We start from the raw sequence: 15,174 nt of genomic DNA, 5'->3' as shown, positions 1-15,174 counted from the left end.
TCCCGGCGGGGCACCGAGGGGCCTTCAGTCCCCTTGCCGCTCCGTGTTCCGCGCCGTGTTCCGCGCCGAGGCGTGCGAGTCGTATCCCACGAAGAAGGTGGGGCGGCGCTGTACCGCCGTGTAGATGCGGCCGATGTACTCGCCCAGCAGGCCGACGCAGATCAGCTGCACCCCGCCGAGGAACAGCATCACGATGAACAGCGAGGTCCAGCCGGGAACGGTCTTGCCCTCCAGGTAGATCGCCAGGGTGGCGCCCACCATCAGCAGGCAGCCGAAGAAGCTGGCCACGCCCAGCCAGGTCGCCAGGCGCAGGGGAGCGGCGGAGAAGTTGATGACGCTGTCGACGCCGAGCCGGAGCATCTTGCTCAGCGGGTACTTGGTCTCGCCCGCGACCCGTTCCTCGCGCTGGTAGGCGACCTGGCCGCTGGGGAAGCCGAGCCACGGCACCAGCAGGCGGTACACCTGGTGCTGGTCGGGCATGGCCTTGACCGCGTCGACGGCCGCGCGGCTGAGCAGTCGGAAGTCGCCCGCCTGAGCGGGCACCTGCTTGCCGACCAGGCGGCGGACCAGCCAGTAGTACGCGCCGGCCGTGTGGCGCTTGAACCCGGTGTCGGTGCTGCGGTCGGCCCTGACCCCGTAGACGATGTCGAGGCCGTCCGCGCGGGCCAGGTCGAGCATCTCCGGGATCTTCTCCGGCGGGTCCTGCAGGTCCGCGTCGATGCTGGCGACGTACGCGCCCGAGGCGCTGTGCAACCCGGCGGTGAGGGCGGCCTGGTGGCCGGAGTTCCCGCGCAGCCGCACGATCCGCAGCTCGGGCCACTTGGCCTGGAACTCGGTGAGCAGCTCCGCGGTGCGGTCCTTGCTGCCGTCGTCGACGGCGACGACCTCGTAGCGGACGGCCATGGCGTCGAGTGCCGGGCGCAGCCTGCCGACCAGGGCCGGCAGCGCGTCCTCCTCGTTGTACATCGGCACGACCACCGAAAGGGTCGTGGGGAGCTCGGAGGGCTCGGAGAACTCGGGAGTCTCAGAGGGCTCGGAGGACTCAGAGGGCTCAGTCGACATCGGTTCTTCCCTGCCCGTCGTGCGTGCCGCTCGTCCGCGTCACTCGTCCGCAACCCGGAACTTTAATACGAGTGGATCAACCGGCCCGGGCTCGGCGCGGGTCAGCGCGAGGCGAACGGAGCGTCCGTGGGGACGATCTCGCGGCCCAGCGGGAGCAGGGAGAGCGGGACCATCTTGAAGTTGGCGATGCCGAACGGGATGCCGATGATCGTGATGCACAGCGCGATGCCCGTGACGATGTGGCCGAGGGCCAGCCACCAGCCGGCCAGGACCAGCCACAGCACGTTGCCGACGCAGGACGCGGCGCCCGCGTCACGCCGCTCCACGGCGGTGTAGCCGAAGGGCCACAAGGCGTACACCGCGATGCGGAACGAAGCTATGCCGAAGGGGATTCCGATGATGGTGATGCAGAGGATCACGCCCGCCAGGCAGTAGCCCAGGAAGAGCCATACTCCGCTGAGGACGAGCCAAATGAGATTCAGAATGGTCTTCACTGACTGCGGCCTGCCATCTGTTCGAGCCGGGCGATGCGCTCGGCCATCGGAGGGTGCGTAGAAAACATTTTGGACAATCCTTCGCCGGGACGGAAGGGATTGGCGATCATCATGTGGCTCGCCGTCTCCAGTCGCGGCTCGGCCGGCAGCGGGAGCTGCTTGGTGCCGGCGTCCAGCTTGCGCAGGGCGCTGGCGAGGGCGAGCGGGTCCCCCGTGAGCTGGGCCCCGGAGGCGTCCGCCTCGTACTCGCGCGAGCGGCTGATGGCGAGCTGGATCACCGAGGCCGCCAGCGGCCCGAGGATCATGATCAGCAGCATGCCGAAGAGCCCCGGGCCCTCGTCGTCGTTGGAACGGCCGATGGGGATCAGCCAGGCGAAGTTGACGAGGAACATGATCACGGAGGCGAGGGCGCCCGCGACCGACGAGATGAGGATGTCGCGGTTGTAGACGTGGCTGAGCTCGTGTCCGATGACCCCGCGCAGCTCGCGCTCGTCGAGTATGCGCAGGATGCCCTCGGTGCAGCAGACCGCGGCGTTGCGCGGGTTGCGGCCGGTGGCGAAGGCGTTGGGGGCCTCGGTCGGGGAGAGGTAGAGCCGTGGCATGGGCTGGCGCGCGGACGTGGAGAGTTCGCGCACCATGCGGTAGAGCTCGGGCGCCTCGAACTCGCTGACGGGGCGGGCCCGCATCGCGCGTAGAGCCAGCTTGTCGCTGTTCCAGTACGCGTACGCGTTGGTGCCGAGGGCGACGAGGACCGCGACGATCAGGCCGCCCCGGCCGAAGAAGCTTCCGATGAGGATGATCAGGGCCGACAGACCACCGAGGAGTACGGCGGTCTTCAACCCGTTGTGCCGGCGGTGCACGGTGCGCCCTCCAAGTGGTGCGGCAGGGGAACCCGTCCAGGATCTGCGGATCGGAGGGCCTACGGTCCAGTGGACCCTTCCTTCCTGGTCAACGCGAGGTGAGGGCGGCAGGTTCCCCGGGCGCGCCGGGCCCCGCCGCCCCGGCGGACCGGGGGGCGGGGCTGTCGCGGGCATGACGGAGGTTAGGCCGTACGGGTTACGGGCGCGGGCCCGGGCACGGCGCTGCCGGGGCTCCGGGCAGGCTCCGGCGCGGCTCTACAGCGCGAAGAGGCTGCCGGTGGCGAACCGCAGCACGAGCTGCGGGGCACCCGAGAGGACCAGCGCGGTGGCGGCGGTGAGCACGATGGCCGCCGTGACCGGCCAGGGGGTCCCGGTACGGGGCTGCGCGCCCTCCCGCGCGCCCTCCCGCGCCGCGTCCCCGTCGGGGGCGCGGAAGAGCAGGGCGGTCCAGCGCAGGTAGTAGTACAGCGCGATGACGACGTTGACGGCCATGACCACGGCGAGCCAGCCCAGCCCGGCGTCGACCGCCGAGCGGAAGACGGTGACCTTCGCGAAGAGCCCGATGATGCCCGGCGGCAGACCGGCCAGGCAGAGCAGGAAGAAGGCCATCGCGAGGGCCGCGAGCGGGCTCTCGGCGTACAGGCCCCGGTAGTCGGAGAGCCGGTGCAGGGGCTTCGTACGGGCCACCAGGGCGGCCACGGCGAAGGCGCCGAGGTTCACGGCGGCGTACATGAGGGCGTAGGCGACGGTGGAGCCGATCTGGTCGCGGCCCGCGTAGGCGGCGGCCGCGATCGGGACCAGCAGGTAGCCCGCCTGGCCCACCGAGGACCAGGCGAGCAGCCGTACGGCCCCTCCCGGCCGGTCGGCGGACTGGCGCAGGGCCGCCGCGTTGCCGAGGGTCATGGTGAGCGCGGCGAGGACGGCCAGGGCCGGGCCCCAGACGTCGGAGTACGCGGGGAAGGCGATCACGGTGACGAGGATGAGGCCGGTGAAGCCGACGGCCTTGCCGATGACCGACAGGTATCCGGCGACGGGCAGCGGGGCGCCGACGTAGGTGTCCGGGACCCAGAAGTGGAAGGGGACGGCGGCCGTCTTGAAGGCGAAGCCGACCAGGGTGAGCGCGACGCCTGCCATGGCGAGGGTGTCGAGCTGTCCGGGGACGTTCCCGAGCCGGTCGGCGACCTGGGTGAGGTGCAGGGAGCCGGTGGCGGCGTAGACGAAGCTGATGCCCATCAGGGACACGGCGGTGGCGGTGACCGAGGACAGGAAGAACTTGAGGGCGGCCTCGGAGGAGAGCCGGTCGCCGCGCCGCATGCCGACGAGGGCGAAGGCGGGCAGCGAGGCGACTTCGAGGGCCACGATCAGGGTGGCGAGGTCGCGTGAGGCGGGCAGCAGGGCCGCGCCGGCGGCGGAGGAGAGCAGCAGGAACCAGTACTCTCCGGCCGGCATGCGGGCCTCGCGGACGGCCGTGACCGACAGCAGGGCGGTGACCAGGGCGCCGCCGAGGACGAGGAACTGGACGACCAGCGCGAAGTGGTCGGCGGCGTAGCTGCACGCGCCGGGGTCGGCCGTACCGGGTCCGGTGAGGCAGAAGGTGGTGCGGTCGCCGGCGCGCAGCGGCAGCAGGGTCGCGGTCGCGGCGGCCAGTCCGGCCACGGAGATCCAGCCGAGCAGCGGCTTGCGGTGCTCCGGCAGGAAGAGGTCGGCGACCAGCACGAGGAGGCCGACGACGGCGGTGATGACGACCGGGGCGATGGCGAGCCAGTCGACGGACTGGACCAGGCTGGGGGCGTCGGCCGCGGCGATGGCGGTGCCGGCGATGGGGTGAAGGACCGTCATGAGTTCCCTCCCGCGAGGAGCTTCTGGACGGCCGGGTCGGTGAGGCCGAGGAGGACCGCGGGCCACAGGCCGGCGAGGAGGGTGAGGGCGACGAGCGGGGTCCAGGCGGCGTACTCGTAGCGCTGGATGTCCGCGAGGACCACGGGGGCGGCGGCACTTTCGCGCGCGGCCTCCGGGTCGCCCATGCACACCCGCCGTACGACGATCAGAAGATAGGCGGCGGTGAGCAGGGTGCCGAACGCGCCGATGGACATGTACGTGAGGAACGCGGGCCGCGACAGGCCCTCGGCGGGGTCGAACGCGCCGAAGAGGGCCAGCATCTCGCCCCAGAAGCCGGCCAGGCCGGGGAGGCCGAGCGAGGCGATGGCGGCGAAGGCGAGGAGGGCGCCGAAGCGGGGGGCGCGGCCGTAGAGGGCCGCTCCGGTGGCTCCGGCGAGGGTGTCGAGATCGGCCGTGTTGTAACGGTCTTTGAGCGCGCCGACAAGAAAGAAGAGAAGGCCGGTGATCAGACCGTGCGCGACGTTGGCGAACAGCGCGCCGTTGACGCCGGTGGGGGTCATGGACGCGATGCCGAGGAGGACGAAGCCCATGTGGCCGACGGAGGAGTACGCGATGAGGCGCTTGAGGTCGCCCTTGTTGCCCTTGCGGGCGAGGGCGAGGCAGGCCAGGGACCCGTAGACGATGCCGACGGCGGCGAAGGCGCCCAGGTACGGGGCGAAGGTGACCATGCCGTCGGGGGTGGCCGGCAGCAGGATCCGGACGAACCCGTAGGTGCCCATCTTCAGCAGGACGCCCGCGAGGAGGACGGAGCCGACGGTGGGGGCGGCGGTGTGGGCGTCCGGCAGCCAGCTGTGCAGCGGCCACATCGGGGTCTTCACGGCGAGGCCGATCCCGATGGCGAGGACGGCCAGGACCTGGGTGGTGTGGGACAGTTCGCGGCCGTTGTCGGAGGCGAGTGCCACCATGTCGAAGGTGCCGCTGTTCAGCCCGATCAGCAGCAGGCCGAGCAGCATGACCACGGAGCCGAGGAGGGTGTAGAGGATGAACTTCCAGGCGGCCGCCTGCCGCTGAGCACCGCCCCAGCGGGCGATGAGGAAGTACATCGGGATGAGGACCATCTCGAAGGCGAGGAAGAACAGCAGCAGGTCGAGGACGGCGAAGGTGGCGAGGGTGCCGGACTCCAGGACCAGGAGCAGGGCGACGAAGGCCTTCGCGGAGGGGCCCGCGGGGAGCTTGAAGTAGCTGTAGAGCGCGCAGAGGAAGAACAGCAGCGCGGTCATCAGGAGGAGGGGGAGCGAGATGCCGTCGATGCCGAGGTGGATCCGGACGTTCAGGGCCTGGATCCAACTGATGTCCGTCGTCGCCTGGAAGCGGGACGGGGCGTCGTGGTCGAAGCCCGCGGCGAGGACGATCGTCGCGGCGAGGATGGCACCGGTAACGGTCACGCCGTGGCGCAGCACGGCCTGTTCGGGGCTCTTGCCCTTCAGCCCGGGCGGGGCCGGCAGGAGGGCGGCAAGCGCGCCGAGGAGGGGTGCGGCCACGATGAACGCCAGAAGGAACTGCATCACGGACGGGCTGATATCAATCACGGCTGACTCACGGCTCACGATCCGGCGTTGACGTTGGCGAGGACGGCGGTGGCGATCGCCAGGACCACGGCGCCGGCGAGCAGGGCGCTCAGGTAGCTCTGCACGTTGCCGGTCTGGGCGCGGCGTACCAGGGTGCCGAGCAGCCGGGGGCCGAGGCCCGCGCCACGGACGTACGAGTCCACCACCTCGCGGTCGAGGAAGCGTACGAGGGCTGCGGCGGCTCGGACGGGGCGGACGAACAGGCGGTCGTAGACGGCGTCGAGGTGGAAGCCGACGGCGGCGTGCCGGTGCAGCGGGCCGAGCAGCGCGCGGCCGGGGTCGGCCGCGGGGGCCGCCGAGACGACGGGGTGGTCGTGGGTGACCTGGGCGACTTCGGGGCTCTCCGCGGCGGACTCGGCGGCGGCGACGGCCGCGGGTACGGCGTCGGAAGCGGTGGAGGGCGCCGCGGCGGTGGCGGGTGCTCCGGCGGTGGCGGGTGCTCCGGCGGTGGCGGTGCCGGCTCGGGCCGTCGCCGCCTGGGCCAGAGCGGCCTGGGCCTGGGCGGCCTGGGCCTGGGCGCGCTGCCAAAGGGCGTAGGTGAGGACCGCGCCGACGGCGGCGGCGCCCGTGCCGAGGACCGAGGTCGTCAGCGACGGGGTGAGTTCGCGGCCTTCGAAGAAGTCGGAGAGGGGCCCGGCCAGCAGCCCGAAGCCGACGGACGGGACGGCCAGCAGCCACAGCACGCCGGTCATGGCGACGGGCTCCTTGCCGTGGTCGGGGGCGGCCGGACCCCGGCCGCGGAAGGCCATCAGCCACAGCCGGGTGGCGTAGGCGGCGGTGAGCAGGGCGGTCAGCACGCCGGCGACGAGGACCACCCAGCCGGCCGCGCTCGGGGCGAGCTCCGAGTGGCCGCCTGCGGTGTGCTCGGCGGCGACGAGGACGGCTTCCTTGGAGAAGAAGCCGGCGAAGGGCGGGAAGGCGGCGAGCGCGAGCAGCGCGATCGTCATCGTCCAGAAGGCGTCGGGGATGCGCTTGGCCAGGCCGTCCATGCGGGACATGGCGGCGAGGGAGTTCGTCCCCGCGGCGTGGATGATCACGCCGGCGCCGAGGAACAGGAGCGCCTTGAAGGCGCCGTGGGACAGGAGGTGGAAGACGGCGGCCGCGCGGTCTCCGACGGCCAGGGCCCCGGACATGTAGCCGAGCTGGCCGATCGTGGAGTAGGCGAGTACCCGCTTGATGTCGTCCTGGGCCAGGCCGGCGAGGGCGGAGCCGACCATCGTGACGGCCGCCATGACGGCCAGGACCACCAGTGCGGCCCGGGAGGCCGCGAAGACGGGGAGGAGGCGGGCGACGAAGTAGACACCGGCGGCGACCATCGTCGCGGCGTGGATCAGCGCGGAGACCGGGGTGGGGCCCGCCATGGCGTCCGGAAGCCAGGTGTGCAGCGGGAACTGCGCGGACTTGCCCGCGACTCCGGCCAGCAGGAGCAGCGCGATGAGCGTCGGGTGGTCGAGCCCGCCCGCGGCGACGGTGCCCAGGATCTTGGTGATCCGGAAGGACCCGGCGTCGGTGGCGAGCGCGAACAGGCCGATGAGGAAGGGGACGTCACCGAGCTTGGTGACGAGGAAGGCCTTCAGGGAGGCGGAGCGGGCCGCCTCGGTCTCCCAGTAGTGGCCGACCAGGAAGTACGAGCAGATGCCCATGATCTCCCAGCCGACCAGCAGCACCATCAGGTCGCCGGAGTAGACGACGAGCAGCATGGCGGAGGTGAACAGTGAGACCAGAGCGGCGTAGGACGGGTAGCGCGGGTCCTCGCGCAGGTACGCCGTCGAGTAGATCTGCACGCAGGTGGCGACGAGGCCGACGAGGACGGCCACCATGACGGCGAAGCCGTCCAGGTGGAGCGAGAGCTCGATGGGCACCGAGCCGGTCGGAGTCAGCTCGGTCGCCGTGTCGATCGCCTTGCCGCCGGCCTGGCGGAAGGCGACCAGGACCGCGAGGACGGCGGCGGCCAGTGTCGGCAGGACGGCGAGCGGCTTGACGAAGCCGGGGGCGGTGCGGCCGAGCAGCAGTCCCGCCAGCGCGCCCAGGAAGGGCAGGAGGGGGACCAGTACGGCGAGGGTCGGGGTGCTCACGCGGCGGCTCCGGTCGCAGGGTTCGCGCTGTCCGGGTTCACGCCGGCCGGGTTCAGGCCGTCCGGCTCGTGGCCCTCGGCGGTGTCACGCAGTCGGTCGACGTCCGCGGTGCCCCGGTTGCGGTACACCATCAGCACGATCGCGAGGCCGATGCCGATCTCGGCGGCGGCGATGGCGATGGTGAAGAGGGTGAGGGCCTGGCCGGCGTGCAGGCTGTCGCGCAGCCAGACGTCGAAGGCCACCAGGTTGAGGTTGACGGCGTTGAGCATCAGCTCGACGGACATCAGGACCAGGATGGCGTTGCGGCGGGCGAGCACTCCGTACAGGCCCGTGCAGAAGAGGAGCGCCGCCAGCACGGCGGGGTAGGCGAGGTGCATCAGCGCTGCCCCTTCTTGTCGGCGGCGGGAGCGGCGGGGGGTGCGGAGGCGGGGGTCTCGGCCGCGGGGGTCTCGGCACCGGGGGTGTCCTTGCGGGACAGCACGATGGCGCCGATCAGGGCCGCGAGGAGGAGGACGGAGAGCGCCTCGAAGGGCAGCACCCAGTGCCGGAAGAGGATCTCTCCGGAGACCTTGGTCGAGCCCTGTACGGGACCGTCGAGGTCGATCCAGGTGGTGCGGAAGGCGTCGACGACCACCCAGACGAGCGCGGCGGCCGCGACGACGGCGACGCCGAGCGCGACCGGGCGGTTGCCCGAGTCGGCGTCCGGTGAGCGGCCGATGGGGGCCTTGGTGAGCATCAGCCCGAAGAGGAGGAGGACGACCACGGAACCGAGGTAGATCAGGACCTGGACCCAGGCGATGAACTCGGCGGTCAGCAGCAGGTACTCGACGGCGATCCCGCCGAGCGCGACGACCAGCCACAGGGCGGCGTGCACGAGCTGCTTGGTGGTGACCGTGACGGCGGCCGCGCCGAGGGTGGCGAGGCCGACGAGGACGAAGGCGATCTCGACGCCGGTCGGGGAGAGGAAGCCGTTGCCTTGGGCGGCTGCGGTGATCACGCGTCTCCTTCCGGGGCCGGGGTGTCGGGGGTCGCGGCGGCGGCCGCGGCCGCGGCGGCCGCCGCGGTCTCCGCCTTCTCCACGGCCTTGCGGGCCGCCGCGATCTCCTTGGGCTCCTCGGCGGCCGGGTCCAGGGCGGGCGGGGCCGGCACGGTCCACATCCACTCGCGCAGCTTGTCGCGTTCGTGGGTCAGTTCGTGGATGTCGGTCTCGGCGTACTCGAACTCCGGCGACCAGAACAGCGCGTCGAAGGGGCACACCTCGATGCAGATGCCGCAGTACATGCAGAGGGAGAAGTCGATGGCGAAGCGGTCGAGGACGTTGCGGCTGCGCTCACGGCCACCCGAGGCGGCGGCCGGGACCGTCTCCTTGTGGGAGTCGATGTAGATGCACCAGTCGGGGCACTCGCGCGCGCACAGCATGCAGACCGTGCAGTTCTCCTCGAACAGGCCGATGACCCCGCGCGAGCGCGGCGGGAGTTCGGGCTGCACCTCGGGGTACTGGGCGGTGTGCGAGCGCTTCGTCATCGTGCGCAGCGTGACGGCCAGACCCTTGGCGAGGCCGGAGCCGGGGATGGGGGGCATTTACTGGATCGCCACCTTCACGATGCCGGTGAGCGCGATCTGGGCGAGCGCGAGCGGGATGAGTACGGTCCAGGCGAGCTTCTGGAGCTGGTCCTCGCGGAGCCGGGGGTAGCTCACGCGGAGCCAGATCACCACGAAGGAGAGCGCGGCGATCTTGAGCAGGGTCCAGACCCAGCCGAAGTCGTCGCCGCCGAAGGGGCCGTGCCAGCCGCCGAGGAAGAGGACGGTGGTGAGGGCGCAGAGGACGACGATGCCGGCGTACTCGGCGAGGAGGAACAGCGCGAAGCGCAGGCCGGTGTACTCGGTGTACGCGCCGAAGATGATCTCGGAGTCGGCGACGGGCATGTCGAAGGGGGGACGCTGGAGTTCGGCGAGGCCTGCGGTGAAGAAGACGAGCCCGCCGACGATCTGCCAGGGCAGCCACCACCACTCGAAGGCGCCGACGATGCCGGGGAGCGACACGGTTCCGGCGGCCATGGCGACCGAGGCCGCGGTGAGCAGCATGGGCAGCTCGTAGGCGAGGAGCTGGGCGGCGGTGCGGAGTCCTCCGAGGAGGGAGAACTTGTTCGCGGAGGCCCAGCCGGCCATGAGCGAGCCGAGCACGCCCACGCCCATGACGGCGAGCGCGAAGAAGAGGCCGGCGTCGATGACCTGGCCGACGGCGCCCTCACCGGGACCGATGGGGATGACGAGGAGGACCAGGAGGTACGGGAGGAGCGCGACGGCGGGGGCGATCTGGAAGACGCGGCGGTCGGCGTTGGCCGGGACGATGTCTTCCTTCTGCGCGAACTTGACTCCGTCGGCGACGAGCTGGGCCCAGCCGTGGAAGCCGCCGGCGTACATGGGGCCGAGGCGGCCCTGCATGTGGGCCATCACCTTGTGCTCGGTCTGCCCGACGACGAGCGGGAGCACGAGGAAGACGGCGAAGACGACGATCAGCCGCAGGGCGACGTCGAGGACGTCGTTCACGCGGCGCCTCCGGTGGGGTCGTTGGGTGTGCGGGGGTCCGTCTCTTGGACGGACTCGGACTCGGACTCGGGCTTCGGCTCGGCCTCGGCGGAGCCCGCCGTGCCGTCTGCCGGTTCGGCCGGGCTCTCCGGGGTGGCTGGGGTGGCCGGAGCAGCCGGTTCGGCCGGAGCCACCGGATCGGACGGTTCCGACGGAGCTGCCGGTTCGGACGGAGCTGCCGGAGCCGCCCGTTCGGACGGAGCCGCCGGAGTCGGCGGTTCGGACGGAGGGGGGTCGAAGGCGGGCTTCGGGTTGTGCCAGGGGGCGTCCGCGCTGCCGGGCACCGGGCGCGCGGGGGCCTGCGGTTCCGTCGTGGGCGCGGCGTCGGCCTCGGCGTCGGCCGGAGCTGCTGTCTGGCTCGCGGAACCGTCCGCGACCGAGCGGGTACGGCGCACCGGACGTCCCTGGGCCGCCTCGGACGGGGCCGGGCTCGCCTCGGCCGCCTCGGGGGAGGCCGTCGGGGTGGCGTCCGCAGAGGCGGGGGCGGCTTCCGTCGGAGCCGGGGTCGATCCCGCGGCCAAGGCCTCCGACTGGCTCGCGGAGCCGTCCGCGACCGAGCGGGAGCGGCGCACCGGACGGGCCGGGGCTGCCTCGGACGAGGTCGCCAGGGGGGCCGCCGGGTCCTGGGTTGCCCCCGTCGCCGGGGCTTCCGTCTGGCTCGCGGAGCCGTCCGCGACCGAGCGGGAGCGGCGCACCGGACGGGCCGGGGCTGCTTCGGACGGGGTCGCCGGGGCTTCCGGAGCGGTGTCGCGCGGGGTGCGGGCGGGGCGGTCGGCCGCGGCGCCGGCCGCCGCGCGCAGGGTGCGGGCGGGGCGGTCGGCCGCGGCGCCGGCCGCCGCGCGCGGGGTGCGGGCCGGGCGGGTGGGGGCCGGGGGGAGCTGGCCCTTCATCGGGCCCCAGTCGTTGGGGTCCGGTACGCCCGGGGGGAGCATCTGGCGGCGCTTCGGAGCGTCCGGGTCGTGCGCCTCGCCCGGCTCCTTCGCGCCGGGCCAGGCCTTGGCGACGCGCGCCGCGAGGACGAAGTCCTTGCGCAGCGGGTGGCCCTCGAAGTTCTCGGGGAGGAGCAGCGGGACCAGGTTCGGGTGGTCGGTGAAGACGACCCCGAACATCTCGAAGGTCTCCCGCTCGTGCCATTCGGCGCCGGCGTAGACGGCGACGGCCGAGGGCAGGGAGGGCGCCGAGTGCGGGACGGTGGTCCGCAGCAGGAGGCGGCGTACGCGGTGGTTCTCCAGGGAGACGACGTGCGCGCAGATGCGGAAGCCCGTGCCCGGCTCGTCCACCGCGCTCAGCCAGTCGAAGTAGGTGCAGCCCAGCTTGTCGCGGGCGATCTCCAGCGCGGGGATCCAGCTCGCGGTGGGGACGTCGACCGTGAGGACGGAGTAGGCGAAGGAGCCGACGGCTTCCTCGCCGAAGACCGTGCCCGCCGCGTCGGGGAGGGAGTCGTAGAGGTTCACGCGTCCGTCCCGGGTGCGGGGGGAGGGGATACCAGGCCGCTCGTGAGCTGCGCGGGGGAGGGCGTCGGCGTGTTCGCGTAACGCTCCGCCAGCGATTCGCGGGCGATCTTCTCCTGGAGCTTGAGGATGCCCTGGAGCAGCGCCTCGGGGCGGGGCGGGCAGCCCGGGACGTAGACGTCGACCGGGATGATCTGGTCGACGCCCTTCGTCACCGAGTACGAGTCCCAGTACGGGCCGCCGCAGTTGGAGCAGGCGCCGAAGGAGATCACGTACTTGGGCTCGGGCATCTGCTCGTACAGCCGCTTGACGGCCGGGGCCATCTTGTCCGTCACCGTGCCCGAGACGATCATGAGGTCCGCCTGGCGCGGGCCGGGCGCGAAGGGGATGACGCCGAGCCGGATGAAGTCGTGGCGGGCCATCGACGCCGCGATGAACTCGATCGCGCAGCAGGCGAGGCCGAAGTTGAAGACCCACAGGCTGTAGCGGCGGCCCCAGTTGAGGACCACCTTCATGGGCTCGGGCGCGAGGCGGGACAGGACGCCCAGCCGCTTCGGCTCCGGGAGCAGCTGCGGCTCCGACGGCACGGCCGGGGTACCGGCCGGGGTCACAGCCATTCGAGGACGCCCTTCTTGTACGCGTAGAGCAGGCCGACGGCGAGGAAGCCGAGGAAGATGAACATCTCCACCAGCGTCGTGGCGCCGTAACCGGCGGCGGCGAACACCGTCGCCCAGGGGAAGAGGAAGATCGAGTCGACGGCGAAGATGACGTAGAGGAAGGCGTAGACGTAGTAGCGGACCTGGGTGTGCGCCCAGCCTTCGCCCACCGGGTCCACGCCGCACTCGTAGGTCAGCAGCTTCTCGCGGGTCGGGACGGACGGGCTCAGCAGGCGGTTGGCGCCGAAGGCCACCGCCACGAAGAGCACGCCGAGCGCGGCCAGGAGGCCGACGACCGAATACGTGCGGAAGTAGTCCGCGGCGAGCACGGATACGGTCGATACCGTTGGTTCGGGCACGTCCGTTCCTCGTTCCTCGGCCACTGTCGACGATCAGGTTGATCTGGTACGGACGGGAGTCTAGGGCCTGGGCTCCACGGGGTGGGGTTATCCCCCGTTTACCTCGGCCCGGCTACCCCATGGCATCGGGCCCGTCCGGTTGGCAGGGTGGGCGCATGACCGCGAGCAAGCACACCCCCGACGACGGCACTCCTCCCCGCGTGCGCGCACCCTTCGATGCCGTGACGTGGAAGGAAATCGCCTACCTGCTCAGCAATTTGCCCGCCGCCCTCATCGGGTTCGTCTTCACGGTGGTGATGGTGACGACCGCGGGCGGTCTGTCGGTGACCGCGATCGGTCTTCCGCTGTTCGCATGTGGTCTGTTCGCGTCTCGCCAATTGGGACGGCTGGAACGGGGGCGGGCGCGCCACCTCTTGGGCGTACGGGTCGACGAGCCGTCGCCGCTGCCGGGGCCGGGGCGGTCCGGCGGATTCTTCCCCTGGCTGTGGGCGAGCCTCAAGGACCCGGTGGCGTGGCGGACCGTGCTGTTCGAGCTGATCCGGCTGCCGTGGGCGGTGCTCACCTTCACCGTGGCGCTGACCGGGCTGTTCGTGCTGTGGCCGGTGCTGCCGTGGGTGGTCCGGGGGCTCGCGAACGTGGACCGCGCGATGGTACGGGGCCTGCTGTCCCCCTCCGACGAGCTGGAGCGGCGCATCGCCGAGCTGGAGTCGGACCGCGGTGTCGTGGTCGACACGGCGGCGGCGGACCTGCGGCGCATCGAGCGGGACCTGCACGACGGGGCGCAGGCCCGGCTGGTGGCGCTGGCGATGGGGCTGGGCCTGGCGAAGGAGAAGCTGCTGGAGGACCCCGAGGGGGCGGCGGCGATGGTGGACGAGGCGCACGGAGAGGTGAAGATCGCCCTCCAGGAGCTGCGCGACCTGGCGCGCGGGATCCACCCGGCGGTGCTGACCGACCGGGGGCTGGACGCGGCGCTGTCCTCGGTGGCCTCGCGGTGCCTGGTCCCCGTGAAGGTGGCGGTGGATCTGCCGGCGCGGCCTGCGGAGGCGATCGAGGGGATCGCGTACTTCGTGGTCTCGGAGCTGCTGCAGAACGTGAGCAAGCACGCGGGTCCGCAGGCGCGGGGCGCGGAGGTCGAGGTGTGGCGGACGGGCGGGGCGGGGCCCGGTGGGCGGCTGCTGATCCGGGTGTCGGACGACGGACGCGGGGGCGCGGATGCGCTGGCCGGGTCGGGGCTGGCGGGACTGGGTGAGCGGCTCGACGCGGTCGATGGCGTGCTGGTGGTGGAGTCCCCCGAGGGGGCGGGCACCGTGGTCACGGCGGAGCTGCCGTGGCGGGAGCGTTCCGCGCGATAGCGCTCCGCGCAGCGGGGGGGCTGCCGGGGCGGAGCCCCCCTTTCCGCCTCAAGCGCCGGCGGGGCTCGGTGTGGTGCCCGCCGCGTGCGGGTGCGACACCGTTCCCGGGGACCAGCCCCCGGACCCCCGCGCCTCAAACGCCGGCGGGGCTGGAATGTCGCTGCGGCCCCTCTGCGCGTGCGGGACGCACGGGCTGGGATGTGGCTGCGCCGCTCTGCGCGTGCGGACGTAGGGGCTGAGTTGCGGCTGCGTCGCGCTGGAGGTGCAGGTCGCACGGGCTGGGATGTGGCTGCGTCGCGCTGGAGGTGCAGGACGCACGGGCTGGGATGTGGCTGCGCCCCTCAGCACATGGGGGAGCACGGGGCTGCTGGGTATTTGGCTGCGCGGAGCTGCACGTGCGGGACGTACGGGACCTGGAATTCGGCTGCCGCCCCTCTGCGCACGCGGGCCGTCGGGGTTGGATCAGCATGCAGGACGATCCAGCCCCGTCGGCGTTTGAGGCGCGGGTCTGGGCGGAGCCCAGGGAACGGGCGAAGGGCGGGTAGGGGACTCGACTCGGCCTCCGCTCAGCGGCTCTGATGACACCCGGGGCGACACCCGGGGCGGGCCCCGGGCCCGGCCTCGGCCCCGAACCCGACCCTCGGCCTTCGGCCGCTGACCCCTGACCCCCGACCCTGCCCGTCCCCCGGCCCCGCCCCCCTCCCCCCCTGGAGCGGGGTGGGGTTATCCCCCCGGGGGAGACGCCGACCTGCCGGATGGTTGGGGGTGGGGGGGCGGCGGGAGGGTGGGGGGACACAGTGGATGAAGGG

General features: G+C 72.3%; 14 protein-coding genes. 1 reads left to right on the top strand and 13 read right to left on the bottom strand.

Annotated features, from left to right (window positions below; genetic code table 11):
• Positions 1-24 precede the first annotated feature (24 nt).
• From AC6CKD_RS00825 to AC6CKD_RS00765, 13 genes are all read right to left on the bottom strand, one after another.
• A complete protein-coding gene (locus tag AC6CKD_RS00825) occupies positions 25-1,062 on the bottom strand; it encodes a glycosyltransferase family 2 protein (protein ID WP_498324546.1) in 1,038 nt (345 codons plus the stop codon).
• Positions 1,063-1,163: 101 nt separating this feature from the next.
• Positions 1,164-1,556: a YccF domain-containing protein gene (locus tag AC6CKD_RS00820; RefSeq protein ID WP_478687893.1), complete on the bottom strand. Its 393-nt coding sequence runs from the start codon at positions 1,554-1,556 to the stop codon at positions 1,164-1,166.
• The gene (gene htpX / locus AC6CKD_RS00815; protein ID WP_498324545.1) at positions 1,553-2,416 is read right to left on the bottom strand and encodes a zinc metalloprotease HtpX; all 864 of its coding nucleotides are present in this window, start codon (positions 2,414-2,416) and stop codon (positions 1,553-1,555) included. Before htpX ends, AC6CKD_RS00820 begins: the two co-directional genes overlap by 4 nt.
• A 255-nt stretch (positions 2,417-2,671) precedes the next feature.
• The gene (locus tag AC6CKD_RS00810; protein WP_498324544.1) at positions 2,672-4,255 is read right to left on the bottom strand and encodes an NADH-quinone oxidoreductase subunit N; all 1,584 of its coding nucleotides are present in this window, start codon (positions 4,253-4,255) and stop codon (positions 2,672-2,674) included.
• Positions 4,252-5,820 (bottom strand): complex I subunit 4 family protein, encoded by a 1,569-nt coding sequence (locus AC6CKD_RS00805; protein ID WP_498325384.1) that lies wholly within the window; start codon positions 5,818-5,820, stop codon positions 4,252-4,254. The genes AC6CKD_RS00810 and AC6CKD_RS00805 overlap by 4 nt, the downstream gene beginning before the upstream one ends.
• Positions 5,821-5,858: 38 nt before the next feature.
• Positions 5,859-7,958 carry an NADH-quinone oxidoreductase subunit 5 family protein gene (locus tag AC6CKD_RS00800; protein WP_498324543.1) on the bottom strand — a complete coding sequence of 700 codons (2,100 nt, stop codon included), beginning with the start codon at positions 7,956-7,958 and terminating at the stop codon, positions 5,859-5,861.
• Positions 7,955-8,335: an NADH-quinone oxidoreductase subunit NuoK gene (nuoK, locus tag AC6CKD_RS00795; RefSeq protein ID WP_498324542.1), complete on the bottom strand. Its 381-nt coding sequence runs from the start codon at positions 8,333-8,335 to the stop codon at positions 7,955-7,957. Before nuoK ends, AC6CKD_RS00800 begins: the two co-directional genes overlap by 4 nt.
• Complete coding sequence (locus tag AC6CKD_RS00790; RefSeq protein ID WP_498324541.1) at positions 8,335-8,955, bottom strand: NADH-quinone oxidoreductase subunit J family protein; 621 nt, start codon at positions 8,953-8,955, stop codon at positions 8,335-8,337. The genes nuoK and AC6CKD_RS00790 overlap by 1 nt, the downstream gene beginning before the upstream one ends.
• Positions 8,952-9,539 (bottom strand): NuoI/complex I 23 kDa subunit family protein, encoded by a 588-nt coding sequence (locus tag AC6CKD_RS00785; protein ID WP_498324540.1) that lies wholly within the window; start codon positions 9,537-9,539, stop codon positions 8,952-8,954. Before AC6CKD_RS00785 ends, AC6CKD_RS00790 begins: the two co-directional genes overlap by 4 nt.
• Complete coding sequence (locus AC6CKD_RS00780; protein WP_498324539.1) at positions 9,540-10,508, bottom strand: complex I subunit 1/NuoH family protein; 969 nt, start codon at positions 10,506-10,508, stop codon at positions 9,540-9,542.
• Complete coding sequence (locus AC6CKD_RS00775) at positions 10,505-12,001, bottom strand: NADH-quinone oxidoreductase subunit C (protein WP_498324538.1); 1,497 nt, start codon at positions 11,999-12,001, stop codon at positions 10,505-10,507. The genes AC6CKD_RS00780 and AC6CKD_RS00775 overlap by 4 nt, the downstream gene beginning before the upstream one ends.
• Positions 11,998-12,615 carry an NADH-quinone oxidoreductase subunit B gene (locus tag AC6CKD_RS00770; protein WP_498324537.1) on the bottom strand — a complete coding sequence of 206 codons (618 nt, stop codon included), beginning with the start codon at positions 12,613-12,615 and terminating at the stop codon, positions 11,998-12,000. Before AC6CKD_RS00770 ends, AC6CKD_RS00775 begins: the two co-directional genes overlap by 4 nt.
• Positions 12,606-13,013, bottom strand: coding sequence for an NADH-quinone oxidoreductase subunit A (locus AC6CKD_RS00765; RefSeq protein WP_250740903.1), 408 nt, complete (start codon positions 13,011-13,013; stop codon positions 12,606-12,608). Before AC6CKD_RS00765 ends, AC6CKD_RS00770 begins: the two co-directional genes overlap by 10 nt.
• Positions 13,014-13,168: 155 nt before the next feature.
• Between AC6CKD_RS00765 and AC6CKD_RS00760 the strand changes: the two genes are divergently transcribed.
• Positions 13,169-14,365 (top strand): sensor histidine kinase, encoded by a 1,197-nt coding sequence (locus AC6CKD_RS00760; protein WP_498324536.1) that lies wholly within the window; start codon positions 13,169-13,171, stop codon positions 14,363-14,365.
• Positions 14,366-15,174: the final 809 nt, after the last annotated feature.

It is taken from the genome of Streptomyces sp. GQ60 (genome assembly GCF_059758875.1).
Note: the sequence above shows the minus strand (reverse complement) of the source record. Positions and strands in the feature narration are given on the sequence as shown.